At 32.4% G+C, this 26,245-nt stretch carries 20 protein-coding genes and 4 pseudogenes; 17 read left to right on the forward strand and 7 right to left on the reverse strand.

Features of this window, described 5'->3' with window-relative positions:
- The first annotated feature begins 5 nt into the window (after positions 1 to 5).
- From GKC53_00700 to GKC53_00710, 3 genes are all read left to right on the forward strand, one after another.
- The gene (locus tag GKC53_00700; GenBank protein QRN40692.1) at positions 6 to 317 is read left to right on the forward strand and encodes an integration host factor subunit beta; all 312 of its coding nucleotides are present in this window, start codon (positions 6 to 8) and stop codon (positions 315 to 317) included.
- 172 nt (positions 318 to 489) lie between these two features.
- Positions 490 to 2,262: a 2-isopropylmalate synthase gene (locus GKC53_00705; protein QRN41804.1), complete on the forward strand. Its 1,773-nt coding sequence runs from the start codon at positions 490 to 492 to the stop codon at positions 2,260 to 2,262.
- Between the two features lie 218 nt (positions 2,263 to 2,480).
- Positions 2,481 to 3,122, forward strand: coding sequence for a 4'-phosphopantetheinyl transferase superfamily protein (locus GKC53_00710; protein ID QRN40693.1), 642 nt, complete (start codon positions 2,481 to 2,483; stop codon positions 3,120 to 3,122).
- Positions 3,123 to 4,233: 1,111 nt separating this feature from the next.
- Here GKC53_00710 and GKC53_00715 read toward each other — a convergent pair.
- Positions 4,234 to 4,452: pseudogene (locus GKC53_00715) on the reverse strand (hypothetical protein).
- Positions 4,453 to 4,707: 255 nt separating this feature from the next.
- On the opposite strand from GKC53_00715, the gene GKC53_00720 reads away from it, so the two are divergent.
- Positions 4,708 to 4,854 (forward strand): hypothetical protein, encoded by a 147-nt coding sequence (locus GKC53_00720; GenBank protein ID QRN40694.1) that lies wholly within the window; start codon positions 4,708 to 4,710, stop codon positions 4,852 to 4,854.
- A gap of 237 nt (positions 4,855 to 5,091) precedes the next feature.
- Here GKC53_00720 and GKC53_00725 read toward each other — a convergent pair whose 3' ends face one another.
- From GKC53_00725 to GKC53_00740, 4 genes and pseudogenes are all read right to left on the reverse strand, one after another.
- Positions 5,092 to 5,763, reverse strand: a complete 672-nt coding sequence (locus GKC53_00725; GenBank protein QRN40695.1) for a peptidase C39 — start codon at positions 5,761 to 5,763, stop codon at positions 5,092 to 5,094.
- A gap of 219 nt (positions 5,764 to 5,982) precedes the next feature.
- Positions 5,983 to 6,189 (reverse strand): annotated as a pseudogene (locus GKC53_00730) (hypothetical protein).
- A gap of 345 nt (positions 6,190 to 6,534) precedes the next feature.
- Positions 6,535 to 6,750: pseudogene (locus GKC53_00735) on the reverse strand (hypothetical protein).
- Positions 6,751 to 7,105: 355 nt separating this feature from the next.
- Positions 7,106 to 7,312 (reverse strand): annotated as a pseudogene (locus GKC53_00740) (hypothetical protein).
- Positions 7,313 to 7,908: 596 nt separating this feature from the next.
- Here GKC53_00740 and GKC53_00745 point away from each other — a divergent pair.
- The 11 genes from GKC53_00745 (at position 7,909) to GKC53_00795 (ending at position 19,073) form a co-directional block, all read left to right on the forward strand.
- Complete coding sequence (locus tag GKC53_00745; GenBank protein QRN40696.1) at positions 7,909 to 9,558, forward strand: oligopeptide ABC transporter substrate-binding protein OppA; 1,650 nt, start codon at positions 7,909 to 7,911, stop codon at positions 9,556 to 9,558.
- A 20-nt stretch (positions 9,559 to 9,578) separates the two neighbouring features.
- Positions 9,579 to 10,499, forward strand: a complete 921-nt coding sequence (gene oppB, locus GKC53_00750; GenBank protein ID QRN40697.1) for an oligopeptide ABC transporter permease OppB — start codon at positions 9,579 to 9,581, stop codon at positions 10,497 to 10,499.
- Positions 10,500 to 10,510: 11 nt separating this feature from the next.
- Positions 10,511 to 11,410, forward strand: a complete 900-nt coding sequence (locus tag GKC53_00755; GenBank protein ID QRN40698.1) for an ABC transporter permease subunit — start codon at positions 10,511 to 10,513, stop codon at positions 11,408 to 11,410.
- A gap of 4 nt (positions 11,411 to 11,414) precedes the next feature.
- On the forward strand, positions 11,415 to 12,218 hold the full coding sequence (locus GKC53_00760; GenBank protein QRN40699.1) for an ATP-binding cassette domain-containing protein: 804 nt from the start codon (positions 11,415 to 11,417) through the stop codon (positions 12,216 to 12,218).
- On the forward strand, positions 12,175 to 13,023 hold the full coding sequence (locus GKC53_00765; GenBank protein QRN40700.1) for an ATP-binding cassette domain-containing protein: 849 nt from the start codon (positions 12,175 to 12,177) through the stop codon (positions 13,021 to 13,023). Before GKC53_00760 ends, GKC53_00765 begins: the two co-directional genes overlap by 44 nt.
- 21 nt (positions 13,024 to 13,044) lie before the next feature.
- Positions 13,045 to 13,533, forward strand: a complete 489-nt coding sequence (gene rfaE2 / locus GKC53_00770) for a D-glycero-beta-D-manno-heptose 1-phosphate adenylyltransferase (protein ID QRN40701.1) — start codon at positions 13,045 to 13,047, stop codon at positions 13,531 to 13,533.
- 18 nt (positions 13,534 to 13,551) lie between these two features.
- Positions 13,552 to 14,523, forward strand: coding sequence for a biotin--[acetyl-CoA-carboxylase] ligase (locus tag GKC53_00775; protein QRN40702.1), 972 nt, complete (start codon positions 13,552 to 13,554; stop codon positions 14,521 to 14,523).
- A gap of 91 nt (positions 14,524 to 14,614) precedes the next feature.
- The gene (locus tag GKC53_00780; GenBank protein ID QRN40703.1) at positions 14,615 to 15,661 is read left to right on the forward strand and encodes an N-acetyl-gamma-glutamyl-phosphate reductase; all 1,047 of its coding nucleotides are present in this window, start codon (positions 14,615 to 14,617) and stop codon (positions 15,659 to 15,661) included.
- 16 nt (positions 15,662 to 15,677) lie between these two features.
- Positions 15,678 to 16,316 (forward strand): OmpA family protein, encoded by a 639-nt coding sequence (locus GKC53_00785; protein QRN40704.1) that lies wholly within the window; start codon positions 15,678 to 15,680, stop codon positions 16,314 to 16,316.
- Positions 16,317 to 16,408: 92 nt separating this feature from the next.
- Complete coding sequence (gene erpA / locus GKC53_00790; GenBank protein ID QRN40705.1) at positions 16,409 to 16,774, forward strand: iron-sulfur cluster insertion protein ErpA; 366 nt, start codon at positions 16,409 to 16,411, stop codon at positions 16,772 to 16,774.
- Between the two features lie 832 nt (positions 16,775 to 17,606).
- Positions 17,607 to 19,073, forward strand: a complete 1,467-nt coding sequence (locus tag GKC53_00795) for an anthranilate synthase component I (GenBank protein QRN40706.1) — start codon at positions 17,607 to 17,609, stop codon at positions 19,071 to 19,073.
- A gap of 26 nt (positions 19,074 to 19,099) precedes the next feature.
- On the opposite strand, the gene uvrC is transcribed toward GKC53_00795, so the two are convergent.
- Positions 19,100 to 20,854: an excinuclease ABC subunit UvrC gene (uvrC, locus tag GKC53_00800; protein QRN41805.1), complete on the reverse strand. Its 1,755-nt coding sequence runs from the start codon at positions 20,852 to 20,854 to the stop codon at positions 19,100 to 19,102.
- An 85-nt stretch (positions 20,855 to 20,939) separates the two neighbouring features.
- Positions 20,940 to 21,302 (reverse strand): hypothetical protein, encoded by a 363-nt coding sequence (locus GKC53_00805; protein ID QRN40707.1) that lies wholly within the window; start codon positions 21,300 to 21,302, stop codon positions 20,940 to 20,942.
- 206 nt (positions 21,303 to 21,508) lie between these two features.
- Between GKC53_00805 and guaB the strand changes: the two genes are divergently transcribed.
- Complete coding sequence (gene guaB, locus GKC53_00810; protein ID QRN41806.1) at positions 21,509 to 22,966, forward strand: IMP dehydrogenase; 1,458 nt, start codon at positions 21,509 to 21,511, stop codon at positions 22,964 to 22,966.
- Between the two features lie 135 nt (positions 22,967 to 23,101).
- Positions 23,102 to 25,921: an excinuclease ABC subunit UvrA gene (uvrA, locus tag GKC53_00815; GenBank protein QRN40708.1), complete on the forward strand. Its 2,820-nt coding sequence runs from the start codon at positions 23,102 to 23,104 to the stop codon at positions 25,919 to 25,921.
- Positions 25,922 to 26,245 lie beyond the last annotated feature (324 nt).

Here is a 26,245-nt window from a genome sequence, read left to right on the forward strand (position 1 = left end):
TAAAGATGACGAAATCAGAGTTAATTAATAGAATTGTAGAGTCAAGTATGTCTCAAGATTTGGAAAATTTGAATTCAAAATTGGTCACTGATCTTGGTGTAAAATTGATTGTAGACAGTATGACACGTTCTTTAGCAAAAGGTCAAAGAATAGAGATTCGAGGCTTTGGTAGTTTTGATTTAAATGATAGACCAGGAAGAATAGGTCGCAATCCAAGAACTGGTGAAAAAGTTGATATTCCCGCTAAAAAGGTACCTCATTTTAAACCGGGTAAAGAGTTACGTGAAAGGGTTAATGAGGCTTTTCAAAATAATTGAATTTTCAAGTTAAAAAAAAACATCACCGCGGTGATGTTTTTTTTTAACTTTATTTGACAAAATGTCCAAATATCATAATAATGATCATTGTTTAAAGTATAAATTTTAAAAAATAATTTTTATTTTTAGACTATTTGTCCTGTTAAATATTTTTAGGTGCTAAATGACGAATATAATTTTAGATGTATTTAAGTTAATAGATTACTTTGGAGGTGTTTTAGCTCTAGAGCAAGGTTTAAGATCTGTGGGTGTAGATGTTTCTGCTTCGGCTATATACAAGTGGAGGCAACGAGGTTCTATACCAATGTCTAAATTGGAAAGTTTAATAAATTTAGCTAAAAAAAAGAATTTACAATTTGATATAAACCAATTTTTACGATTAGAGAAGATGGAGCACACAACAATGAATCCAAACAAAGTAATAATTTTTGATACTACCTTAAGAGATGGTGAGCAGACCCCAGGTGCTGCAATGACTAAAGAAGAAAAAATTCGTATTGCTTTGCAACTAGAAAAATTGGGTGTTGATGTACTTGAAGTTGGTTTTGCAGCAGCTAGTCCAGGAGATTTTGACGCAGTTAATTCTATTGCTAAACTAATTAAACGTTCTACTGTATGTTCGTTAGCAAGAGCTAATGAATATGATATTCGAAAAGCTGGGGAAGCATTAGATCCAGCCGAACATAAAAGAATTCATGTTTTTATAGCAACAAGTCCACTACATATGAAGTTCAAATTAAAGAAAACACCAGAAGAAGTATTAGATGCGGTTATTAGGTCAATTCGTATAGCAAAAGAATATACTAATGATATTGAATTTTCAGCAGAAGATGGTTTTCGTTCAGATATGGACTTCTTAGAGAAAATATTTACGGTAGCGATTGAAGCGGGTGCTACGACTATAAATATGCCTGATACTGTTGGCTATTCAATACCAAGTCATACAAAAAAACGTTTCGAAGAAATTATAAAACGAGTTGTTAATAGCGAAAAAGTAGTATGGTCAACTCATTGTCATGATGACTTGGGTATGGCGGTGGCCAACTCAATTGCAGCAGTACAAGGTGGTGCAAGACAAATTGAATGCACAATGAACGGTATTGGAGAAAGAGCAGGAAATGCTAGTTTAGAAGAAGTTGTGATGGCAATTAAAACCAGAGAAGATTTATTAGGATTAGAAACAAATATTGATACCAAACAAATTTTATCGACTTCAAAATTAGTATCTACTATCACTGGTTATCCAGTACCTGCGAATAAAGCTATAGTTGGTATTAATGCATTCGCACATGAGTCAGGTATTCATCAAGATGGTGTATTAAAATGCCGTGAAACTTATGAAATTATGTCTCCTGAATCAATTGGTTGGAGTGCTAACCGGTTAACATTAGGTAAATTATCAGGTCGAAATGCTTTTAAAACAAAACTACATGAGTTAGGTATTTTTCTAGAATCTGAAGATAAAATAAATGCTGCATTTGCTCGATTTAAAGATTTAGCAGATAAAAAACGTCAAATTTTTGATGAAGATTTGCATGCATTAGTATCAGATGAAATTAGTAATATGGGACTAAACGAAGATTTGCGTTTCATTTCACTAAAAATTGATACTGAAACAGGAGAGCATCCATTGGCTAAAATTTATTTTTCTAACCATGGAAAGGAAGTTATGGCACAAGCATCAGGAGTAGGTGCGGTTGATTCTATATTTAAGGCTATTGAGTCTGTCATCAATAGTGGTGCCACTCTTGAATTGTATTCAGTTAATGCTGTTACAGAAGGAATTGAAAGTCAGGCAGATGTAACAATTCGTCTTAAGAGAGGAGATAGAATAGTCAGCGGACAAGGAACTGATCTAGATATTTTAAATGCAAGTGCTAAATCTTATTTGTCAGCTCTAAGTAAATTTCAAACAGGGAAGGAAGGGCTCAAGATCCAAGCTTAGTTAAATGATTACTTTAGAAAACTTAAGGGATTAAATTATTTTTTATAGTCTTTTTTTGTTTTATTAATGATTTCAATCTATATGTAGTCAATAAAATTTGATTGTCTGGACTATGTCATGTAGGATGCTACTATGGCTAGATCACGGCAGTGAAATTTTATTTGCGAAAAACACCCACAGAAATACAAAAGTAATTGTCGTTAACCATCTGATAATATTTGATAACAAATAAAACAAGACTGAATGTGATTAATAGAATTTATCTTTACATCGTCTGCTTAGATGAAATAGTTCAAAAAAAATCTAGTTTAAGAGAATGCAGGCAACAGATAAAAGATTACAAATATTATTTGTTGTCAAATATATTAGGCACTCCTATTACTAGAAATGAGATTGGTTACACTGAAAAAGGTAAACCTTTTGTTCGTAACAAAAATTTTTCTTTTAGTATATCTCACAGTAAGGAGTATTATGCCATTGTTTGGATCAATGAAAAAATAGAGTTGGGTTTAGATATAGAATCTTTATCTAGGCGTGTTAATTTAGATATTATAAAAAAAACTTTGTCTAATAGAGAATGGTCTGATTTTGTATCAAATGGACAAAAAACGACTGATTTTTTGTTTTTTTGGACTCAAAAAGAATCTTTTATTAAGGCCAAAGCACTTAGTGTTTATACAGGAGTAAATGATTTAGAGTTTGAAATAATAGAATATGGGGCAAAAAGTTATTTAGCTATCAGTAAGTATGATAATCAAATTTACAGGATGATCCCTTTTAGATTATATAATCAAATAGGTATGATTTGTTGTGGTTCTGTTAAAATTGATACGTTTGAGATCATAGAAAAGATTAGTTAGTTGAGTCAGAATTTCTCATAAGGTGATTCTGTATACAACGTGTTCTATTAGATCATCTAAATAATAGAGTCGGTAATTTTCTTTTTAAACTACCAAAATACGTTCTATTGCTATCTTCTAAAATTTGGTGTACTACCGTTGTAGTTAATAAGAATAAGAAGGACACCCTTCCTTTAGATACAAAACTTCTTGACAATCTAATAAAAAGTGTTTAAAGTAAAAGCTCAAAACTGAACATTTTTTAATTTCTTTCTGTTTATCCCTACTTTTTCCAGTAGGGATTTTTTTAAGTAGGGTAGGGGTGCAGTAATTAAGTATTGATTAATTTTACCGCAAAGTGTATAGAGGCTAGGAATAAATGTTGTAAATCTTTTTTGGCCAATCAATCATCAAAATCTCAAGGATAAATACACCAGAAATTTCTTGTAGCGTTGAAGTTTGGTACACCAATTAGGAGGGTTTAGATCGGATGTGTATTGGTTTGTTTTCTGGATAACATGTTTTTTAGTTTTGACAGCGATAGAAAACTATTATTTGTCCTATGCATTGAGAATGATGGTTTATGGTATGCTTCTAAGTGCCCAATGGAATGTGTTCAATTGGAATGATGTACTACAAACTGATTACGCCATAGTACATACCTAAATATTTTGGTAATGCTTTTGTTTAATTATTTGGCTAGAAAAACCTTATGTCAAAACATAAATCAAAAAAACACTGTAGCAAGAATAAGAAAAATAATGCAGAAATAAAAAAACATTTTTTTATGGTTGGAAGACAAAATTGATCACTGATAATGTTAGAAACTGATGACACAAAGAAATGGAGAAAAATTTTTAAATAGAATTAAAATACTTCATTTATGAGGATGAGAAGGAAAGTAGACAGATAAAGGTTTAGGAATAAAGTTATAATTTAATAATTGACTTACCCCACTTTCATAATTAGTATCACGGAAGTCAAAGCCACAAAAAAAGTATTTATCGCAGAATTCGGATTTTTCACAGAATTGCTGGCAGAATGAAAATAATTCAAAGTTACCTCTATACCAATTGTCCTCAGCATACCATATTTTACTTATTATTGCGTCTATGTTGATCCTATCTGTCATCAATACTTCTAACATTAAATGGTTGTCACATGATGAGGCTAAATTGAATATTTGGTTCAATTTGGCATGAATAATGTAAAAATGATATGGCCATGGAATAATAGGTAGTAAATTCAAGAAAAATGGTTTGTTAATTTTTCTGATTTTTGATATCGAATTGGCGTATCCATATCTTTTTATATTACTTACAATAACAGAAGGTCTTAAATCACATCTCAATCTGACTAAAATAGAATCATAGCCAGAGGATACAGTGACTTCCTGCATGGAACGCACAATCTGCCATGCACGATCATGACTAATTCTTGTTAAATAATTACTTATTTTCTTTTGTTCAAATATAGGACTATCCTTTCTCTTTAGCACACCAACTAGAAGCTGGTCATTTTAGTCTGTATTAGGTTAAAACTTCTTAAATTCTGAGTAAGATTTAAAATCGTTCGAAACTGTTTCTAGGTTTCTATAGTTTCTACAATGCAGTTAATGCAGTTAATGCAGTTAATGCAGTTAATGCAGTTAATGCAGTTAATGCAGTTAATGCAGTTAATGCAGTTAATGCAGTTAATGCAGTTAATGCAGTTAATGCAGTTAATGCAGTTAATGCAGTATAGCACTAAATAACCTACTATAGATAATAGATTTTTTTGTCAAAAGCAACAAAATATTTTTGTATAACATCAAACTATCCTTAGTACCCTAAAATACTTTCTTAGGTAATCAAAATGCACCAAAATCAACTTAATACAGAGATGATTCATGGTATTTCTTTAGGTTTTAAAAGAGTGATCCATATTTCGTAGAGAAATGGAACAATCAATTTAAAATAAAATTGATTTTATCGCAAAAAGTTTCTTTAACTTATCGGATAGAAATTTCTTGCCGCAATTGAATTTGATCAACTGCTGCATGGCTGGAGCGTTGTGGTTGTTTGGTAAAAAATTCTATATTACGCTTGGTATCTGTGTTCTTAGGGATAATGGCTAAAATTTTACCTTCCATTTTACCTGCACGGGTTTTCCATGACTCAAGAAATTGTGCTTTGCTCATAGAAATATGTCCTAAAGAAGGATCGGCGAGTAGTACGGTACTAGCATTAATGCCACGCAATACTGAAAAATGGTCATTTTTACGATATTTTAAGTATACAATTACGGGAATTTTTAACTGTACCAACTGCTCAAATGATAATAATGCATAACCTTTTGCCTCAAACCCTAGTTCTGGCATGATACGCTGCATATCGGCAAATGAAGCCCGCTCTTTTGTTTTACCCATTTTTTCTAAAATTTCATCTTCAGTCAATGATTGACCATAGTAATTATTCAGTAATGTGGCAATGGAAGCCGCACCACAGGAGAAATCAAAATCTTGTTTCACAATACCCGCATCACGTTGTGATTTCCAGCTTTGTAAATGGACTTTACCATAGGCAATAGGATTTTCAGTGAAGGTCGGGGTGGCAAATGTCGTACAGCAGAGAAATAAGGCAATTAGAAAAAAAGAAAATAGATGTTTAATATGCTTATTCATTTAATTACTTCAGGGGAAATAAAGAGACAAAAAATCAGGCACAAAATTATATTTTAATTCCTCATCTACCCCACTTTCATAGATCCCATCAAAATTAAGCTCACAAAAAAAATATTGTTTGAAATATGAACTAAATTTAAAGCCTCCATACAAAGTACTTTCAGAACTACATATTTTCCTTATTATTTCTGTATTAAGATTATCGGCAATCAATATTCCAAATATCAAAAAGTTATCACAAGAGGATGCCAAATTAAAAATTTGATTTAATTCGGCATTAACAAGATAAAAATAATATGGTCGTGGGAAAGGTATTAAATTATAAGGAAATGGTATTTCAAGTCTTTTAATTTTAGATGCCGAATGGGTATATCCATATCTTTTTATATTACTTAAGATAAAAGAACGTTTTGAATGACAACTTATTCTTACCAAGACAGAAGTACCATCAGGGACAGCACCCCCTTGCATGGCATATATAATGCGCCATGCACGATCATAACTGGACTCTCTGTATATATAATCAATCATTATGGTTGTCACAACAAATATACTTATTTATTTAACTACTTCAGGGAAATAAGCAGACAAAAAATCAGGCACAAAATTATAATTTAATGCTTCATTTACCTCAATTTCATCAGTCCCATCAAAATCAAGACGACAAAAAAAATATCGTTTGAAATATGAACTGAATTCAAAGTCCCCATACAAAGTATTCCCAGAACTACATATTTCTTTTATTATCTCTGTGTTAAGATTATCGGCAATCAATATTTCAAATACCAAAAAGTAACGACAAGAGGATGCCAAATTAAAAATTTGATTTAATTCGGTATTAATAAGATAAAAATAATATGGTCGTGGGAGAGGTATTAAATTAAAAGGAAATGGTATTTCAAGTCTTTTAATTTTAGATGCCGAATGGGCGTATCCATATCTTTTTATATTACTTAAGATAAAAGAACGTTTTGAATGACAACTTATTCTTACCAAGACAGAAGTACCATCAGGGACAGCACCCCCTTGCATGGCATATATAATCCGCCATGCACGATCATAACTGGATTCTCTGTATATATAATCAATCATTATGGTTGTCACAACAAATATACTTATTTATTTAACTACTTCAGGGAAATAAGCAGACAAAAAATCAGGCACAAAATTATATTTTAATTCCTCATCTACCCCACTTTCATAGACCCCCATCAAAATTAAGCTCACAAAAAAAATATTGTTTGAAATATGAACTAAATTTAAAGCCCCCATACAAAGTACTCCCAGAACTACATATTTCTTTTATTATCTCTGTGTTAAGATTATCGGCAATCAATATTCCAAATACCAAAAAGTCAAAACAAGAGGATGCCAAATTAAAAATTTGATTTAATTCGGCATTAATAAGATAAAAATAATACGGTCGTGGGAGAGGTATTAAATTAAAAGGAAATGGTATTTCAAGTCTTTTAACTTTAGATGCCGAATGGGCGTATCCATATCTTTTTATATTACTTAAGATAAAAGAACGTTTTGAATGACAACTTATTCTTACCAAGACAGAAGCACCATCAGGGACAGCACCCCCTTGCATAGCATATATAATCCGCCATGCACGATCATAACTGGATTCTCTGTATATATAATCAATCATTATGATTTTCTTTTCAAAAATGAAAACGTTCTCTATTTTAAATAACTCACTAGAGTCTGGTAACTTTAGTATGACGAAAACATGGTTAAAATTCCTTACGCTCTGATTTAAGAATTTATGTTGTTCAGGTTTATTCTTTCCGCCACAAATACTGTAGCATTTTCTGAGTGAATCATAAATAGAAAAATGTCTAACTTATTCCTAAATGTAATTTAAATGGTCTAAAGATTGCCATAGTCATGTGTTACCGTAATCCTTAAAAGATTCAGAAAAATATTTTCGGAGTGTCTTAGTCAAATGTCCTAGTTTTTTTTAAATAAAAGTTACAATTTGATTCATCAAAATTACAACGGAAAATATTGATATTGGGAAGCGGGAAATGCAATTTAAAACTGGTTAAATTGTATATTAATTAGTATAATAAACAAAAGGTTTCGTAAAGCGTCAGTGCATGTAAAATATTTAGATTTGAATAATAATAAACTGGTTAAATGAAAGGTGGGCATTTGAAATATTTGACATTTATCTGTTTGTTATTTTTAAGTGCTTGTGATTGGCAAGTTGGCGGTAGTGCTTATCGAGAAACTCCTTATGCAAAAGCCAATAAAAAAGATATTGTTATTAATATTTCAGAGCCAGAATCTTTAGATCCTCAGCTAACCAATGGTACTAATGATATTTTAATCTTAAAAAATTTATTTGAGCGATTGGTGGATACAGATGAAAACGGGAATCCAATCCCTGCACTGGCAGAATCTTGGGAGCACCGAGATTATCGAGTATGGACTTTTTATTTGAGAAAAGATGCTCATTGGTCAGATGGGACACCAATTACTGCTCATGATTTTGTCTATGCTTGGCGGCGTTTAGTTGATCCGCAAACCTCTTCTCCGGTCGTGAGTGCACTAACTGATGTTTGGGTATTGAATGCTAAAGAAATTGTAGCGGGAAAGAAGAAGGTACAAGAATTAGGTGTTAAAGCGTTGGATGACTATACGTTTGAAGTAACTTTAGAAAAGTCAGTACCTTTTTTTGTCATTGGTATAGATCATCCAGCCTTAGCGGCTTTACCTAAAAAGTCCATACAAACCTATGCCAAAAAATGGACAAGGCCTCAAAATATGATAAGTAGTGGTGCCTATCGTTTAAAGACATGGAATATTAGTAGCAATATTGAAATAGTACGTAATCCTTATTATTGGGATGATGTACATACTAAGAATGAAAAAATAGTCCTTGTGCCAATGAACTCTCAGATTAGTGATACTGTTAGTTATGTGTCTGGTAATGCGGATATAAGCGGAGGTGTTGTACCAGAACTTTTTGCTAGAATTAAATCACACTATCCTAATGAATTAAAAGTCTATCCTTTAGCTTGTACTTATTTCTATGATGTCAATCTAACCAGAGCTCCATTTAATGATAAGAGGGTTCGACTAGCCTTGTCGATGACCCTGCCAAGAGAGATTATTGTGTCAAAAGTATTGGGACAAGGTCAAGAGGTGGGTTATACACTAACTCCTTATTTTATAAATCATTTTACTAAATTAGAACCAGAATGGGCCAAATGGAGTCTAGAAAAAAGAGTGGCTAAAGCTAAACAGCTACTAAAAGAAGCAGGTTACAGTGAACAAAATCCCCTAAAATTTGAGATCCTATATAATACGTCAGAAACCCATAAACATATTGCGGTAACTGCTTCTACAGAGTGGGCAAAACAATTAGGGTTTGTCCAAGTAACTTTGAATAATATGGAGTGGAAAACATACTTAGATGCCATGCGTTTGGGTAATTTTTCTATGCTGAGGCGTGGAGGGTGTGCTGGGTGTAATGATCCATCTACTTTTTTATTAGGGAATTTATCGGACAGTCCTGATAACCATTCAGGGTATAATAATCCTCACTATGATAAGGTAATACAGGACGTTTTTCGTGCCGATATCAGTGATGAACAACTTAAACAACAATATATCCAAGCAGAAAAAATTTTATTGGAAGATGTTGCTTTATTAGTTATTCACTCTCATGTAGGGTCGAGATTAGTCAAAACCTATGTTAAAGGATTTAAAGCAAACCAGTTGGAGACTATTAAGTTCAATCAATTATGGTTGGATTATGGGAAAACTAATACTGAAAAATAAAAGTTGTTTGTGGGAATAATATGAGCAAACTAATTATTAGGAGAATTTTACAAGCCATACCTACTTTGTTTATTCTGATTGCTGTGTCTTTTTTTATTATGCGTATGGCACCAGGGAGTCCCTTTACGACTGAAAAAGGCTATTCACCAGAAGTAATGCATAATATTGCAGCTAAATATCATTTAGATGAACCATTAGTTAATCAGTTTGGCTATTATTTAAAAGATTTATTACATGGTGATTTGGGTCCTTCTTTTAAATATAAAGATTATTCGGTAAATGAGCTATTAGAATATGCATTACCTATTTCAGTTAGAATAGGATTGTATGCTTTCTTATTAGCCGTTAGTTTAGGCTTCTTGTTTGGCATTATTGCAGCACTTAATCAAAATACTTGGTTAGACTATATTTTTATGGTCTTTGCTATGGTGGGGATGGTAATACCGAATTTTGTAATTTCTCCTATTATGGTTTTAATTTTTTCGGTATTCTTGCAGTTACTACCTCCAGGTGGTTGGAATGATGGATCAACGGTCAATTTAATTCTACCAGTAATAGCTTTATCGCTTCCTTATATAGCGAGTATTGCTAAAATTACTCGGGGTTCTATGATAGAAGTGATGCATAGTTCTTTTATTCGTACAGCTCGAGCAAAAGGAATGCCCATGCACACTATTGTGACTCGTCATGCCATGAAACCTGCTTTAATTCCAGTAATTTCTTATTTAGGACTTGCTTTGGTGGGTATCATTACGGGTTCAGTCACTGTTGAGCAAATTTTTGTCTTACCTGGAATGGGACAATTATTTGTGAATGGCGCTCTAAATCGAGATTATGGTTTGATTATTGGTTTAACTATTTTAGTGGGTACTTTGACGATTATCTTTAACACGTTGGTTGATATTTTGATTGGTATTCTGGATCCCAAGGTTAAGTATTAAGGAGATGATGCATGTTTATCAGCAAAAAAGATCAAAAACTAGTATCAGATGCCTTGCAAATGAAAGGCCGTAGTTTGTGGCAAGATGCTTGGTTCCGTTTTAAACATAATCAAGCTGCAATGGTAAGTGTTTTCTTATTAACAATGATTATTATTTTTTCTATTATTGTGCCTATGATTGCACCACACGATTATGTGGTCTCTAACTGGGATTATGTTTTGAGCCCCCCAAGTATTGAAAAAGGTTATTGGATGGGAAGTGATGCACTAGGGCGTGATGTTTTGGTACGAGTTGCAGTCGGTGGCAGGATATCTTTGTTAATTGGGATACTTGGTGCTTTAATGGCAGTCACTGTGGGAACAATTTATGGTGCTATATCTGGTTTCTTGGGTGGTGTTGTAGATACAATCATGATGAGAATTGTTGATATTATCAATGCTTTCCCCTTTATGTTTTTTGTGATTTTATTAATTACTATGTTTGGTCGAAGAATCGAATTTATTTTTATTGCCATTGGCTTATTTTCTTGGGCTGATGTTGCTCGTATTGTGCGAGGGCAAACCTTAAGTTTGGTTCAAAAAGAATTTATTGATGCCGCTTTTGTCATTGGATTAAAAAATAGACAGATTATTTTTAGGCATATTATTCCTAATGTGTTAGGAATTGTGGTGATTTATGCTTCTCTAATGGTACCTAGCATGATTTTATTCGAATCTTTTTTAAGTTTTTTAGGTTTGGGTGTACAAGAACCAATGACAAGTTGGGGAGTTTTATTGCAAGAGGGTGCGCAAAATATGCAAGTAGCATTATGGCAGTTGTTTTTTCCTGGTTTATTTTTAATTACCACTTTATTTAGCTTTAATTTTATTGGTGATGGTTTGAGAGATGCATTAGATCCGAAATATAGGTAGCAGCATGAGTTTATTATCAGTAAAGAATTTAGATATTTCCTTTATTACCCAAGACGGTATAGTAAAAGCAGTTAAGTTACTTAATTTTGAACTAGAGAAAGGGAAAATATTGGGAATTGTAGGAGAGTCTGGTTCAGGTAAGACTCAAACTGGGTTTGCAATTATGGGATTACTTGACAATAACGCTCAAACCAGTGGTGAGATTCTATTTAATGGCAATAATATTTTGAATTTATCTGATAAAGAAATGAATCGTTTGCGTAGCAATCACATTGCCATGATTTTCCAAGATCCAATGACTGCATTGAATCCTTATTTAACTATTGGTAAACAATTATGTGAGGTATTGGTTTATCATAAAAAGATGTCTAAAAAACAGGCTTATGTCAAAGCAGTTGAAATGTTAGATGCTGTACAAATTTCCTACCCTGAACAAAGAATGAAACAATATCCGCATGAATTCTCTGGAGGTATGTGTCAACGAGTTATGATTGCCATGGCACTATTGTGTGAGCCCGATTTATTAATTGCCGATGAGCCTACTACGGCTTTGGATGTGACAGTTCAAGTGCAGATTACAGATTTATTAAAAAGGATTAACCATCAATTTAACATGGGGATATTATTTATTAGTCATGACTTGGGGCTAGTTGCCAGTTTTTGTGATGATATATTAGTTATGAAATTAGGGGAGAAGGTTGAAGCAGGTACAAGAGATGAAATATTCCTAAATCCGAAACATCCTTATACTCAGGGGTTATTAGATGCCATTCCTAAATTACCAGATGGCAAGTATGGAGATAAATAAAATGTCTGAGATACTTTTAGAGGTTAACAATTTATCAATAAATTTTTATATCCCTAAAAAAGGTTCTATTTTTACATTTAAAAAAGATGTTGTAACGGCAGTTAATAATGTATCATTTCAAATCAATAAAGGTGAGGTGTTTGGTATTGTAGGTGAATCTGGTTCAGGTAAATCTACTATTGCACGTGCCATTATAGGGTTAAATAAAATAACATCAGGTTCGGTTCAATTCAATCAACAAGAATTAACAAATTTAACTACTAAATCATTACGTTTGGCTCGTAAAGATATGCGAATGATTTTTCAAGATCCACTTGCCTCACTTAGTCCTAGAATGACTTTAGGCAATATTATTGCTGAACCTCTAAAAATTTATCAACCTGAATTAACTAAACTAGAAATAAAACAAAAAGTAGAAGATATGCTAGAAAAAGTAGGTTTGTCTAAGAATATGGTTAATCGTTATCCTCATGAGTTCTCAGGTGGGCAATGCCAACGTATTGGTATTGCAAGGGCATTGATAGTCAAACCTAAATTACTCATTTGTGATGAGCCAACAACAGCTTTGGATATGTGTATACAAGCACAAATTATTGAATTACTGAAGAAAATGAATCGTGAATTTAATATGGCTATTTTATTAATTACTCATGATCTTCGAGTTGTTGCTGGTATGTGTGAGCATGTTTTAGTACTGCAACATGGACAGAAAGTGGAATACAATGATACTTTATCATTATTTTGTCATCCCAAACAACAGTATACTAAACAGTTATTAACGGCTATTCCTAGACTACCAAGCTAATAATTACAGGATTTTTTTATTATGTCCGAAGATCAAATAATATTTGAACAAAAGATCCTATCTGCTCAAAAGATAAAATTGGTGTTAGATGTACTGGATCGCCCAGTAGTCTTTACTAATGGCTGTTTTGATATTTTACATCGGGGACATGTAACATATTTAGCACAAGCCAAATCTTTAGGACATTCATTGATTGTTGCTTTAAATACGGATGATTCTGTTAGACGACAAGGGAAAGGTATAAATAGGCCGATTAATACCTTAGAAAATCGCATGGCAGTTATTGCAGCTTTAGAAAATGTAGATTTTGTGACTTGGTTTGATGAAGATATTCCTTTAAAATTGATTGAATTATTACAACCTGATATTTTAGTAAAAGGGGGAGACTGGCCAATTGAAGAAATAGTAGGCCATCAAGAAGTGATAGCTCGAGGTGGGAAGGTATATTCTATTCCTTTTTTATATGATACTTCTACCACCCAAATCATTAATAAAATTAGCAATAAATGATCTTAACTTAGTGATGATATGAGCAATTCACCTAACTATCCTTTTGTTGGCATGATTTCTTTGTTACATAAAAATAAATTATGGTATTTTGTCGAATTAGAAAAAATACTAAGGTTAAGTCGTAATGAGTTTTTAGCTCAAATCAAAATTATCCAGCAATTATTTCCTGAACAAATACAGGTTAATTCGGATTCTATTAAGTTACTACAACCTATTGCGTTATTTACACAGGACGATTTTCGTGAGTTTAATCAAACGCATCGATTACAAGTGGAAGTGGTTGATACTTGTTTATCTACTAATAATTTGTTGATTAATCGAGTAAGAAATAATTCAAAAATAGTGAATTATCAAACTATTGTAGCTAATGAACAATTAGAAGGAAGAGGTAGGCAAGGACATCATTGGAAAAGTAGTATTGGTAATAGTTTAATTTTAAGTTTGGCCTGGCCAGTTTCCTTTTTACAAGATGTACAAACGATACCATTGGTTATAGCAGTTGCTATCGGTCGAGCATTACAATCTTTTAATATTAAAGCTCAGATTAAATGGCCTAATGATATTGTGATCGGTTATCAAAAATTAGCTGGCATTTTGGTTGAAAGTATTAAATATCAAACAAATAAAATTCTCATTATAGGTATAGGAATGAATTTTAATTCAATCGATACTGATGGTGATGATTATATTTCTGTATTGCAATTGAATCCCTATGTTAATCCAATACAGTTATTAACTATATTACTTGATGAGGTTGAAAGAGCTTTGGTAGTTTATTTAGAAAATGGATTTAAAAGCTTCCAAAATGAGTTTAATCAATGGCATAGAGATATTGGTAAAATAGTAAGAATAACATTTAAAAAAGAGATTATTTTAGAGGGCATAGTGCAAGAGGTTGCTAGTGATGGTACATTAACGATTGTCGACTTAAAGAATCAAAGACACCAAGTGGCCACTTCTGATTTTTCCTTACAGGTGTTGAATACTTAGAGACTAGCAAGGGCGATAGACTTTGCAGTACAATTGTCATTTAATTGAAACGGTCGAATTATTTTACATAATTTTGAACCAAGGGTATTTTATGAATCCAAAGATAAAAGTAAGTATAGTAGGTGCTACAGGATATACAGGTGTTGAATTATTGAGATTACTAGCCAATCATCCACAGGTAGAAGTTGTTAATGTAACCAGCCGTCAAGATGAAGGTTGTTTGATCTCAGAAATATTTCCGAGTCTACGTCCTTTTTATGGCTTAAGGTTTACTAATCCTAATGATGATGAATTAGGTCAATCAGATGTAGTGTTTTTTGCAACCCCTCATACAGTAGCTATGAGTCAAGTAGCTAAATTGTTGCAAAGGGGTACAAGAGTTATTGATTTATCTGCTGATTTTAGATTAAAAGATATTGCTATTTGGGAAGAATGGTACAAGGTTAAACATCAAGCAACAGCATATGTGGATCGGGCAATTTATGGACTGGTGGAACTAAATCGTGAAAAAATTAAAACTGCTCAATTAGTGGCCGTACCAGGTTGTTACGTAACTTGTGTCACATTGGGGTTATTACCAGTATTAGAACATGCTTTATTAGATCAAGAGGCTAATATTATTGCTGATTGTAAATCAGGTGTTTCTGGCGCGGGTAAGTCAGCAAAAATATCGAATTTATTCTGTGAAGCAAGCGATAGTATGAAGGCTTATGCATTACAAGGTCATCGTCATTATCCTGAAATTCAACAGAATATTGCTTTATTTGATCGAGATATTGCCAAAAAATTAATCTTTGTCCCTCATTTAATTCCTATGATAAGAGGCATGCAAGCAACAATTTATATTAAGTTAAGAGATAATTCAATTGATTTACATGAAGTATTCAAAGATTATTATAAAAATGAAAAATTTATAGAAGTTTTACCACAAGGATCTGTCCCAGAAACTCGCAATGTTCGAGGTTCTAATATTTGCCAGCTCGCAGTGTATAGAATGTACCAAAGTGATTGTTATGCCATACTATCTACCATTGATAATTTAATGAAAGGTGCTTCAGGTCAAGCGGTACAAAATATGAATGTTATGTTTGGATTAAAAGAATCATTAGGTTTAAATCTGGTACCTTTAGTACCCTAAATTTGGAGAAGATGATATGAACAAATTAATGAGTATATCAAGTGTATTGGGTGTAATAGCTTTATCTTTATCAGCATGTGTTAGTGTTGGTAATGGTCAAACTAGAATGCATAAATCAGCCTTATATGGCTTAACGAGTGCAACAACCTGTGCAATAATTGGTGCTACAAGTGCTCCTGATGGGAAAAGTAATCAGTACGCTACTAATGCAGGGGTATTCTGTGGTGTTATTGGAGCCATTGCAGGATCGGTTGCTGAAAATAATGCATCACGTTTACAAGAAGATATTAGAGTATTAGATTCAAAGATTACTGTTACATTTGGTTCCAATAATAGTTATGTATTAGTAAGTATGCCAGAATATTTAGTTATGTCTGATAGTATCACATTGAATTCTAACATCTATCCCGTACTACAACGTGTAGGTAAATATTTGCAAGATAATCCTATGATACAGCCTGAAATTTATGGCTACGTAAATACAGCAGCAGATCAATCTCAAAATTTGTTAATTGCTCGTCAAGAAGCCCAGTCAGTAGCTAATTATCTTAGAAATTATACAACTAATGTTAAGCCTCCTATTGTTTATCCTAAAGGATCTAACGATAATGCACAACAACATGGCAACCGTGTAGAAATCTTGCTGAAAAAATAGATAGTTGATATAGTCATAAATTGATAATTATTGAAAAATTGATAAAAAAGCTTAAAATGGTTATGCAGATACGTTTGTAAAGGGAGGACGAAATGAATGAAGAATTTGAAACTTCTTCTACAACAGTAGAAGAACCTATCGTTTTCACAGAAAACTGTTGTGTTAAGGTACAGGACTTGATTGCGGAAGAAAATAATCCCGATTTAAAACTAAGAGTCTTTGTACATGGCGGTGGTTGTTCAGGGTTTCAGTATGGATTTACTTTTGATGAGATTGTTAATGAAGATGATTTTCAAGTTGAAAAAGCAGGATTGACTTTTTTAATCGACCCAATGAGCTATCAATATTTATTGGGTGCTGAGATTGATTATAAAGAAAGTTTACATGGTTCTCAGTTTGTGATTCGTAATCCTAATGCAGTAACAACATGTGGATGTGGTTCGTCATTTTCTGTCTGAGCAACTGTTTTAAATTAATTAAAAGTAACGCTCCCTTCTTGTCTTAGAAGGGCTTGCTTTTTATTGTATAGTTAGGATTACTTAATTTTTAGTAGAATGCATTTGGTAATTTATAAAAATTCTGTATTCAAATTTCAAAAGGCATTTAGATTTAAAACCTAAGAGTAAAAAATAAAAAAATATTTCATATTTTAGCTATAAGTAATACCACGTTACCATAGATAAAAATATTTTCATGGTATTTTATCCAAGACAACATAACAAGATTATATTTAAGATATTATTTTTTTACATAGTAATAAATTAATTATTAATGACTTAGATTTTAGTTTAAAATTTTACCTAGACTAGGGTTATGCTACTTATTTATGATTATTGAGTCCAAGTAATATAATTTTATACAGGTACTCAAAGCTTTTTATTGGGTTTTATCAATAATTTTCAATGAGGATTCAATTATGCTTGATAGCTTATTGGAAAATGGTTTAGTAATCGAATTGATAACAGATAATTCTGAATTAATTAATTTACTAATTTTAAAGTCTCTTATCTAGTTAGTATAGTTGATATAGTTAAAAAGAGATTTTTCTTGTATCTAAACTGTTTATTAAATATACTTTCAAATCATATAAATATTAATAAAACTAAGCCTACAATTATTATTTGCCATGGGAAAAAAGACTTCATAATTTATTATCAATATTCTGTAAAATTAAGGAGACTATTTAAACAAGGTGATGAGCTTAGTTTGATCGATTTTTTTAGTTTAACTATTTGAATAAAATAATATTTTTATTATTAATTAGTATACTTAGTGAGAATTTAAATAAAAATGATAACCATTAAAGAATTTGAACAAAAAAAACAAGAAGGTTATACACATATCCCTTTAGTCTGCGAGCTGTTAGCGGATTTAGATACACCTTTATCTGTCTATTTAAAATTAGCTAATCAGCCTTTTAGTTATTTACTAGAATCAGCGGTGCATGTAGAAAGATTTGGTCGATATTCTTTTATTGGATTACCTTGTGATAGCTACATTAAGGTTCATGATTACACTATCGATATCTATGAGAAACATAATATCATTGAAACATACCAAGCAAACCCATTAGATTTTATCGATGAGTATTTTAAACGTTTTAAGACACCTGAAATTGAAGGCCTTGATCGCTTTAAAGGTGGGCTGGTGGGCTATTTTAGCTATGAGATTAATCAATATTTTGAAAAAAAGTTGAGTAATAATCCTTTACCTAAATTGATCGATATTCCTGATATATTTTTATTGATTTCCAAAGAAATCGCTATAGTTGATAATTTTTTGGGGAAAATTTATTTAATTGTATATGTGGATGTGAATGAAACAAATGCTTATTTTAAGGGAAGAGAACGATTAGAAGAGTTAAGAGCTAAATTACGTCAAAATGTTGTTTTACCCTTATCATTAGGATGTCCAGGTTCTGAGATACAATATGAGATGACAGAAGAAGAATATCAAAACTGTATAGATGTTATTCAAAATTATATTTATGCAGGAGATTGTATGCAGGTTGTTCCTTCGAGAAGAATTTATTTAGATTATAAAGATACAGCTATTAGTCTATATCGTTCTTTACGTACTTTGAATCCTTCACCATTCTTGATTTATTATAATTTTGACGATTTTAATATTGTAGGTTCATCTCCTGAGTTATTAGTAAGAAAATCAAATAATACAGCTACGGTTCGACCTCTAGCGGGTACTCGAAAAAGGGGCAGAACGCTAGAAGAAGATTTAAAAAATGAAGAAGATCTTCTGTCCGATGAGAAAGAAATTGCCGAACATGTTATGTTAATTGATTTAGGACGTAATGACCTAGGTAAGATTAGTACAACAGGAAGTGTTAAAGTAACTGAAAAAATGGTTATTGAACGATACTCACATGTAATGCATATAGTATCCAATGTAGAAGGAGAATGTCGAGATGATATTTCTTTAATGCAAATATTAGCTGCAACCTTTCCAGCTGGCACTTTATCAGGTACTCCCAAAATTAGAGCTATGGAAATTATTCAAGAATTAGAACCTTCCAAGCGAGGAGTTTATGGTGGCGCCTTGGGCTATATCAGTTTTTCCGGTGATATGGATTTGGCTATTGGGATTCGTACAGCTGTGATAAAAAATGAAAAAGTTTATATTCAAGTAGGCGCAGGAATTGTTGCCGATTCAGATCGAGAAATGGAATTACAAGAGACGCAAAACAAGTCAATGGCGTTATTAAAAGCAGTACAAATGGTACAACAAGGGTTAGATAAATAAGGAAATATATCTGCCAACCACTAGTATCAAGAATGTAAATATTGATATATTTTAGTTGCGATGGTTTTACTAATACCCTCAACTTTGGTTAATTCTTCTATACTTGCATTTTCGATCTCACGTAATCCTCCAAATCGGATTAATAACGCTTTTTTCCTTTTAGAACCAATTAAAGGAATTTTATCCAGTCTAGATTTTTGTCTATTTTTGTCTCGTTTATGCCGATGCCCTGTAATGGCAAATCTGTGGGCTTCATCTCTAATATTCTGAATTAAATGTAGGGCTGGGTTATCAGGATTAAGATGAATGACTCGATTAATTTCGGGAATAATTAATTCTTCCATACCTGCTTTCCTCTCAGCACCTTTGGCAACACCAATTAATGGAATATTCAGGCTTAATTTATCCCATACTTCTAATGCAGTACTGATTTGTCCTTTTCCACCATCAATTAAAACTAAATCAGGTAATACCTTTTTATCATTTTGGGAATGATCATTTTGATAATGTCTAATTAATACTTCGTACATAGCCAAGTAATCATCACCTTGAGTATCAGTTTTAATATTATAGCGACGGTATTGTGAAGGTTGCATAGCATGATCTTGATAGACAACACATGAAGCAATAGTTGCTTCTCCCAAAGTATGACTAATATCAAAACATTCTATTCTATTTAATCTCTCTATATTTAATAAATCTTTTAGAATCTCCACCCTGTGTTTTTGATTACCAGTTGTCATTTGTTTTTGTCTTATAGCTAGCATGGCATTGTCTTCTGCCATAGCCAGCCATTTTTTTCTTTCTCCTATAACTTTTTGAGAAAATTTAATTTTTTTATGATGTTCTTGGTTTAAAGCATCTTGTAGTATTTTAGAAACTGGGAAATTAGTAATAATATGATCTGGTTTGTCTTTGCCTAGATAGTGTTGAGCTAAAAAATTTTCAGTGTATCTTTGCATCGGTTCACTAATGAGTTTTGTACAATCTAGTATAAAGCTTTTGTCACCAATATATTGTCCATTCCTAATACTAATCCACTGAATACAAATAAAATTTTCTACAGAAATACAAGCTAAAAGATCTAAATCTAATTCATGATTTTGCTGACTATTAATAAACTGGTTATTTTGAATTTTATTCAAAGAAAAAATTTGATCCCTATATTTTGCCGCGCTTTCAAAATCTAGCTTTTGAGCACAAAGATTCATTTTTTCTTCCAGAATTTGAATCAGAGTATCAGTTTTACCATTTAAAAACATAACTGCTTCATTTACAGTCTGTTGATAATTCTTTTGTGAAATTTCATTTGTACAAGGAGCTGAACAACGTTTTATTTGAAATAGAAGACAGGGACGAGAACGATGATTAAATGTGGTATTGTCACATGTACGTAACTTAAATACTTTTTGGATAATATGGATACTTTCTCTGATGCATTGGCTATTAGGATAGGGGCCAAAATATTGATGTGGTTTTTGTGGGTTACCTCTAAAATAAGAAATTTGTGGATAGCAATGATGCGAGATCTTAATGAAAGGATAACTTTTATCATCTCTAAATAAAATATTATACTTAGGGCGTAGTGATTTAATTAAATTATTCTCTAAAATGAGTGCTTCAACCTCATTGCGTGTAATTGTTGTTTCAATTTTTTTAATTTGTTTTATCATTAACTCTATTCGAGGAGAATGACTTTTACTTTGAAAATAACTTCTTACCCTATGATTTAGATTCTTTGCTTTTCCAACATACAATACTGAACCCTCATCATCAAGCATTCTATAAACACCTGGTAGATGAGGAAGATTCTTAGCAAAAGAGAGCAATTCTGGTGAATGATTCAAAAATTAATATACACCTCGTCTAATAACAGTATTTATTAACCTTCGTTTGATATAAATTAATCAAAGTAGTTCTAGTTGCTGCATCTTGAACTTGTTGCGCTAAATTCAGATTATTTTGTGCTTGAGCACAATTTTCAGTATCTTGCTTATTGTTTTGATTACTATCTGTTGTATTGGTAATATTCAAATTTACATCATCATCTTGTTCACTATTTTGTGAAGTCGCTTTTTTCTGCATCATGACAGTATCTTCATCCACAACAGTACCATAGTCATAGCCTTTGGTTGGTGGTACGTCACTATAGGTGTTAATACCTTTAGATTTCCAAACATAGACTGTTTGACCGGCTATTGAAAACTTTGATATTACCAATATTGACATAAAAATAACTACCCATCTAATTAAAGAAAATCTATACATACAATTCCTTTTCTAAGATCTAACAAATACCTTACTTGAAAGAAATATAGTTAAACCATTATTTAAATTTCTACTTCGGTTAATTATATGCTATTTTCCTTACAATTACTTAACGAAAAATTACTTATTTGATACAATCTATCGAGCTCAATTTTAGAAAGAACATGATGGAAATTTTAGAAAAAGCATATACTTTTGATGATGTCTTATTGATTCCAGCCGCCTCTGCTGTTTTGCCTAGAGAAGTACAATTAAAGACTCGTATTTCTCGGGAAGTTAGTTTAAATATACCATTAGTTTCAGCCGCCATGGATACGGTCACAGAAGCTAAACTAGCCATTTCTATGGCACAAGAAGGTGGAATTGGGATTATTCACAAAAATATGACGCCAGCCTTACAAGCAAGGTGTGTTCAAAAGGTAAAAAGACATGAAAGTGGGGTAGTAAAAGATCCAGTAACCGTTTCTCCCAATCTCTTAATTAAAGATGTAGTAGAGCTTTCCAAAAAACATAAAATATCCAGTTTACCAGTATTAGAGAATAATAAGGTAGTTGGTTTAGTAACTAATCGAGATTTACGTTTTGAAGACAGAATGGATATTCCAGTTTCCCAAATAATGACACCTCGTAATCAGTTAGTAGTAGTTGATGAAGGCACTTGTATAGAGAATGCCAAAGCTCTTATGCATCAACATAAAGTGGAAAGAGTGTTAGTAGTTAATGATAATTGGGAGTTAAAAGGTTTAATCACCGTTAAAGATATTTTAAATACAACAGCTTTTCCTAACGCCAATAAGGATAGTCAAGGAAGGTTAAGAGTGGGAGCGGCAGTAGGTGTTTCTGATGATACCGAAGAAAGAGTAGCTGGTTTGGTATCTGAGGGGGTTGATGTCATAATAGTAGATACAGCTCATGGCCATCATCAAAATATTATTGATAGAATTCAATGGATTAAAAAAACTTATCCTGATTTACAGATTGTGGGAGGAAATATTGCTACTGGAGAGGCTGCCCTTGATTTATTTAAAGCAGGTGCAGATGGCGTGAAAGTAGGCATTGGTCCTGGTTCTATTTGTACAACTAGAATTATTGCTGGGGTTGGCGTACCTCAATTAACTGCTATTCACAATGTAGCTAAGGCATTAAAAGGAAAAAATATTCCTATTATTGCTGATGGAGGCATTCGATACTCTGGAGACATTGCAAAAGCTTTGGCAGCAGGTGCAGATACCGTAATGTTGGGGAGTATGTTTGCAGGTACAGATGAATCACCTGGTGAAATTGAACTTTATCAAGGACGTTCTTATAAGTCTTACCGTGGGATGGGATCATTGGCTGCTATGTCTAAAGGCTCTGCTGACCGTTATTTTCAAGGAGAGGCAGCTGTAGAAAAATTTGTACCAGAAGGAATTGAAGGTAGGGTTCCATATAAAGGACCTATTGTGCATATTATTTATCAACTATTAGGTGGATTACGTTCTAGTATGGGTTATATCGGATGTATGTCAATTGAGGAAATGCATAATAAAGCAAGGTTTGTTGAGATAACAGCAGCAGGTATGAATGAGTCTCATGTACATGATGTTCAAATTATTAAAGAAGCCCCTAATTATCAAGTACGGTAGACACTATTATTAGAGTAAGTATGCTGGTATACTTACTCTTTAATATATTTCATTCAAAGTGCTGTGTTTTATCCAAATTAAATCTAAATTATAAATAGTCAATCCATTTTATAGTAGACTTTTTGGAACAATATAATGACAGAATATATCAAAGTTCGTGGTGCTAGAACGCATAATCTAAAGAATATTAACTTAGACATTCCAAGAAACCAGTTGGTTGTGATTACTGGTTTATCAGGTAGTGGAAAATCATCTTTAGCCTTTGATACGTTATACGCTGAAGGTCAGCGTCGATATGTAGAGAGTTTATCAGCCTATGCAAGACAATTCTTGCAAATGATGGAAAAACCAGATGTCGATTTAATTGAAGGCCTATCACCCGCCATTTCGATTGAACAAAAATCAACCAATCATAATCCTCGTTCAACAGTGGGTACAGTAACAGAAATTTATGATTATTTGAGATTATTATATGCCAGAATAGGCACACCTTATTGTCCTGAACACAATGAACCCCTATCGAGTCAAACTGTTTCTCAAATGGTAGATACTATTATGAATTTGGCAGAAGGAACCAAAATAATGATTCTAGCACCTGTGGTTAGAAATCGAAAAGGAGAGTTTTTAGACTTGTTGGCAAGTTTAAAAATACAAGGTTTTATTCGTGTCAAAATAGATGGTCAGAATTATGAAATAGATGAAGTTCCTGAGCTGAAAAAAAATATTAAACATAATATTGAGGTTGTAATCGATAGAATTAAAGTTAGGGCAGATGTCAAACAAAGGTTAGCTGAAAGTTTTGAAGTAGCTTTAAGGTTAGGAGATGATCAAGCAATTGCAGTTAATATGGATACAGAAGAAGAATATTCTTTTTCAACAAAATTTTCCTGCCCTAAATGTTCTTATAGCTTATTAGAGCTAGAACCTCGCTTATTCAGTTTTAATAATCCTATAGGCTCTTGCCCCACTTGTAATGGCTTAGGAGAAATGTACTATTTTGATATTGATAAAATTGTTGCTCACCCGGAACTCTCTTTAGCAGCAGGAGCGGTAAGAGGTTGGGATAGGAGAAATAGTATTTCTTACCAAATGATACATTCTTTGGCAAAGCATTATAATTTTGATATTAATACACCTTTCCAAGAACTCCCAGACTCTGTCAAAAATATTTTATTGTATGGATCTGATAAAGAAAGCATTGAATTTATTTTAAACTCTGATAATGGAAAACAATATAAAAATAAGCATCCTTTTGAAGGTATTATTCCAAATCTGGAGCGGCGTTTGAGAGAAACAGATTCTTATTTTATTAGAGAAGAAATTAGTAAATATCAAACTTATTCAACTTGTACTGATTGCCATGGTGCTCGAATTAGAAAAGAGGCTAGATATGTGCGTATCGGAAGTTTGGGAATTAATGAAGTCACTCAATTAAATTTAAAAGAAAGTTATGATTTTTTTAATCAATTAGTTTTGCAAGGTAATCAGAAAATTATTGCAGAAAAAATATTAAAAGAAATTATTAATCGTTTAAGTTTTTTAATTAATGTTGGACTAGATTATTTGAGCTTAGCTAGGAGTACTGAAACGTTATCTGGAGGTGAGGCACAAAGAATCCGTTTGGCCAGCCAAATTGGTTCTGGTTTAACAGGAGTAATGTATGTCTTGGATGAACCCTCCATTGGACTTCACCAAAGGGATAATGATCGTTTACTAGCAACATTAAAATTCTTAAGAGACTTAGGCAATAGTGTGCTGGTAGTAGAGCATGATAAGGATGCGATTAAAGCTGCTGATTTTGTAATAGATATGGGGCCAGGGGCAGGTGAATATGGAGGGGAAATAGTAATGGCCTCACCCCCTTGTGAATTAGTCAAAGATAAAAATTCGATTACTGGTCAATATATTAGTGGTAAAAAAACCATTGAATATTCCCCGCAGAAAAATCCCATAAATCCAGAACGATTATTAATTTTAAAAGGAGCAAGTGGAAATAATCTAAAACAAGTAAATTTGACCATTCCTTTAGGTTTAATTGTTTGTATCACTGGGGTTTCTGGTAGTGGTAAATCAACCCTAATTAATGATACTTTAGCAAAAATTTTAGCTAGAGAATTGAACCGAGCTGATACCAACCCAGCACCTTATGAAGAAATAACAGGACTAGAACATTTAGATAAGATTATTAATGTTGATCAATCTCCAATTGGTCGAACACCACGTTCCAATCCCGCAACCTACACAGGCTTATTTACCCATATTCGTGAATTATTTGCTAAAACTCCTTTAGCCAGAGAAAGAGGTTATAACGTAGGCCGTTTTAGCTTTAATGTTAAAGGGGGGCGTTGTGAATCCTGTCAAGGGGATGGTATGATTAAAGTTGAAATGCATTTTTTATCTGATATTTATGTACCCTGTGAAGTGTGTCATGGAAAGCGGTATAATCGTGAAACATTAGAAGTAACCTATAAAAATAAAAATATTAGTGAAGTTTTGGATATGACTGTAGAAGAAGCAAGTCAATTTTTTGAAAATATTCCTAGTATTAGCCGAAAGTTAGATATTTTAAAAGATGTTGGACTAGGTTATATTCGTTTAGGACAAAGTGCAACTACTTTATCAGGTGGAGAAGCACAAAGAATTAAATTAGCTTTAGAGTTATCTAAACGTGATACTGGTAAAACCCTTTATGTTTTGGATGAACCAACTACTGGTTTACATTTTGCGGATATCTCTTTACTATTAGATGTTATTAAACGTTTGAATAGTAAAGGAAATACAATTATCATTATTGAGCACAATCTGGATGTCATTAAGACTGCTGACTATATTGTCGATTTAGGACCCGAAGGAGGAGATAAAGGTGGGGAAATTATAGCAAAAGGCACACCTGAAGAAATTGCGACTAATCCGAGATCCTATACTGGTAAGTATTTAAAAAGTTATCTAGAATAAACAAACAAGTGAGTTATATTGCCAATATATTGCCAAGTTTCTTAAATATTGTATTGGCATAGTTTCTTGATCTTCTTTTTCTGACATTTATCCTCCTTTTATTCGCCCATAAAACTTACTCTTATTTTTCTATTATCTTTGGATGTCTGTAAAAACTAGACACAATATTAAAGATAAGAGAAAATATCTCTAATTTGATTTATCAATCGATCTTAATAGTAAATCCTTCGTAAATAATAAGTTACATATATTGGTACATAAATTAATAGTTTAGATTTGATGGTTATTTCTTATTTTTGTCAGATTTATTTCTGACAGGTAGCA

The organism is Neisseriaceae bacterium (genome assembly GCA_016864895.1).
Classification (GTDB): domain Bacteria; phylum Pseudomonadota; class Gammaproteobacteria; order Burkholderiales; family Neisseriaceae; genus QFNR01.

Excerpts from the sequence above, each read along its gene's own strand:
- GKC53_00700 (QRN40692.1), top strand. The coding sequence starts at position 6 with ATGACGAAATCAGAGTTAATTAATAGAATTGTAGAGTCAAGTATGTCT.
- GKC53_00720 (QRN40694.1), top strand. The coding sequence starts at position 4,708 with ATGCAGTTAATGCAGTTAATGCAGTTAATGCAGTTAATGCAGTTAATG.
- GKC53_00725 (QRN40695.1), bottom strand. The coding sequence starts at position 5,763 with ATGAATAAGCATATTAAACATCTATTTTCTTTTTTTCTAATTGCCTTA.
- GKC53_00745 (QRN40696.1), top strand. The coding sequence starts at position 7,909 with ATGAAAGGTGGGCATTTGAAATATTTGACATTTATCTGTTTGTTATTT.
- oppB (QRN40697.1), top strand. The coding sequence starts at position 9,579 with ATGAGCAAACTAATTATTAGGAGAATTTTACAAGCCATACCTACTTTG.
- GKC53_00755 (QRN40698.1), top strand. The coding sequence starts at position 10,511 with ATGTTTATCAGCAAAAAAGATCAAAAACTAGTATCAGATGCCTTGCAA.
- GKC53_00760 (QRN40699.1), top strand. The coding sequence starts at position 11,415 with ATGAGTTTATTATCAGTAAAGAATTTAGATATTTCCTTTATTACCCAA.
- GKC53_00765 (QRN40700.1), top strand. The coding sequence starts at position 12,175 with ATGCCATTCCTAAATTACCAGATGGCAAGTATGGAGATAAATAAAATG.
- rfaE2 (QRN40701.1), top strand. The coding sequence starts at position 13,045 with ATGTCCGAAGATCAAATAATATTTGAACAAAAGATCCTATCTGCTCAA.
- GKC53_00775 (QRN40702.1), top strand. The coding sequence starts at position 13,552 with ATGAGCAATTCACCTAACTATCCTTTTGTTGGCATGATTTCTTTGTTA.
- GKC53_00780 (QRN40703.1), top strand. The coding sequence starts at position 14,615 with ATGAATCCAAAGATAAAAGTAAGTATAGTAGGTGCTACAGGATATACA.
- GKC53_00785 (QRN40704.1), top strand. The coding sequence starts at position 15,678 with ATGAACAAATTAATGAGTATATCAAGTGTATTGGGTGTAATAGCTTTA.
- erpA (QRN40705.1), top strand. The coding sequence starts at position 16,409 with ATGAATGAAGAATTTGAAACTTCTTCTACAACAGTAGAAGAACCTATC.
- GKC53_00795 (QRN40706.1), top strand. The coding sequence starts at position 17,607 with ATGATAACCATTAAAGAATTTGAACAAAAAAAACAAGAAGGTTATACA.
- uvrC (QRN41805.1), bottom strand. The coding sequence starts at position 20,854 with ATGCTTGATGATGAGGGTTCAGTATTGTATGTTGGAAAAGCAAAGAAT.
- GKC53_00805 (QRN40707.1), bottom strand. The coding sequence starts at position 21,302 with ATGTCAATATTGGTAATATCAAAGTTTTCAATAGCCGGTCAAACAGTC.
- guaB (QRN41806.1), top strand. The coding sequence starts at position 21,509 with ATGGAAATTTTAGAAAAAGCATATACTTTTGATGATGTCTTATTGATT.
- uvrA (QRN40708.1), top strand. The coding sequence starts at position 23,102 with ATGACAGAATATATCAAAGTTCGTGGTGCTAGAACGCATAATCTAAAG.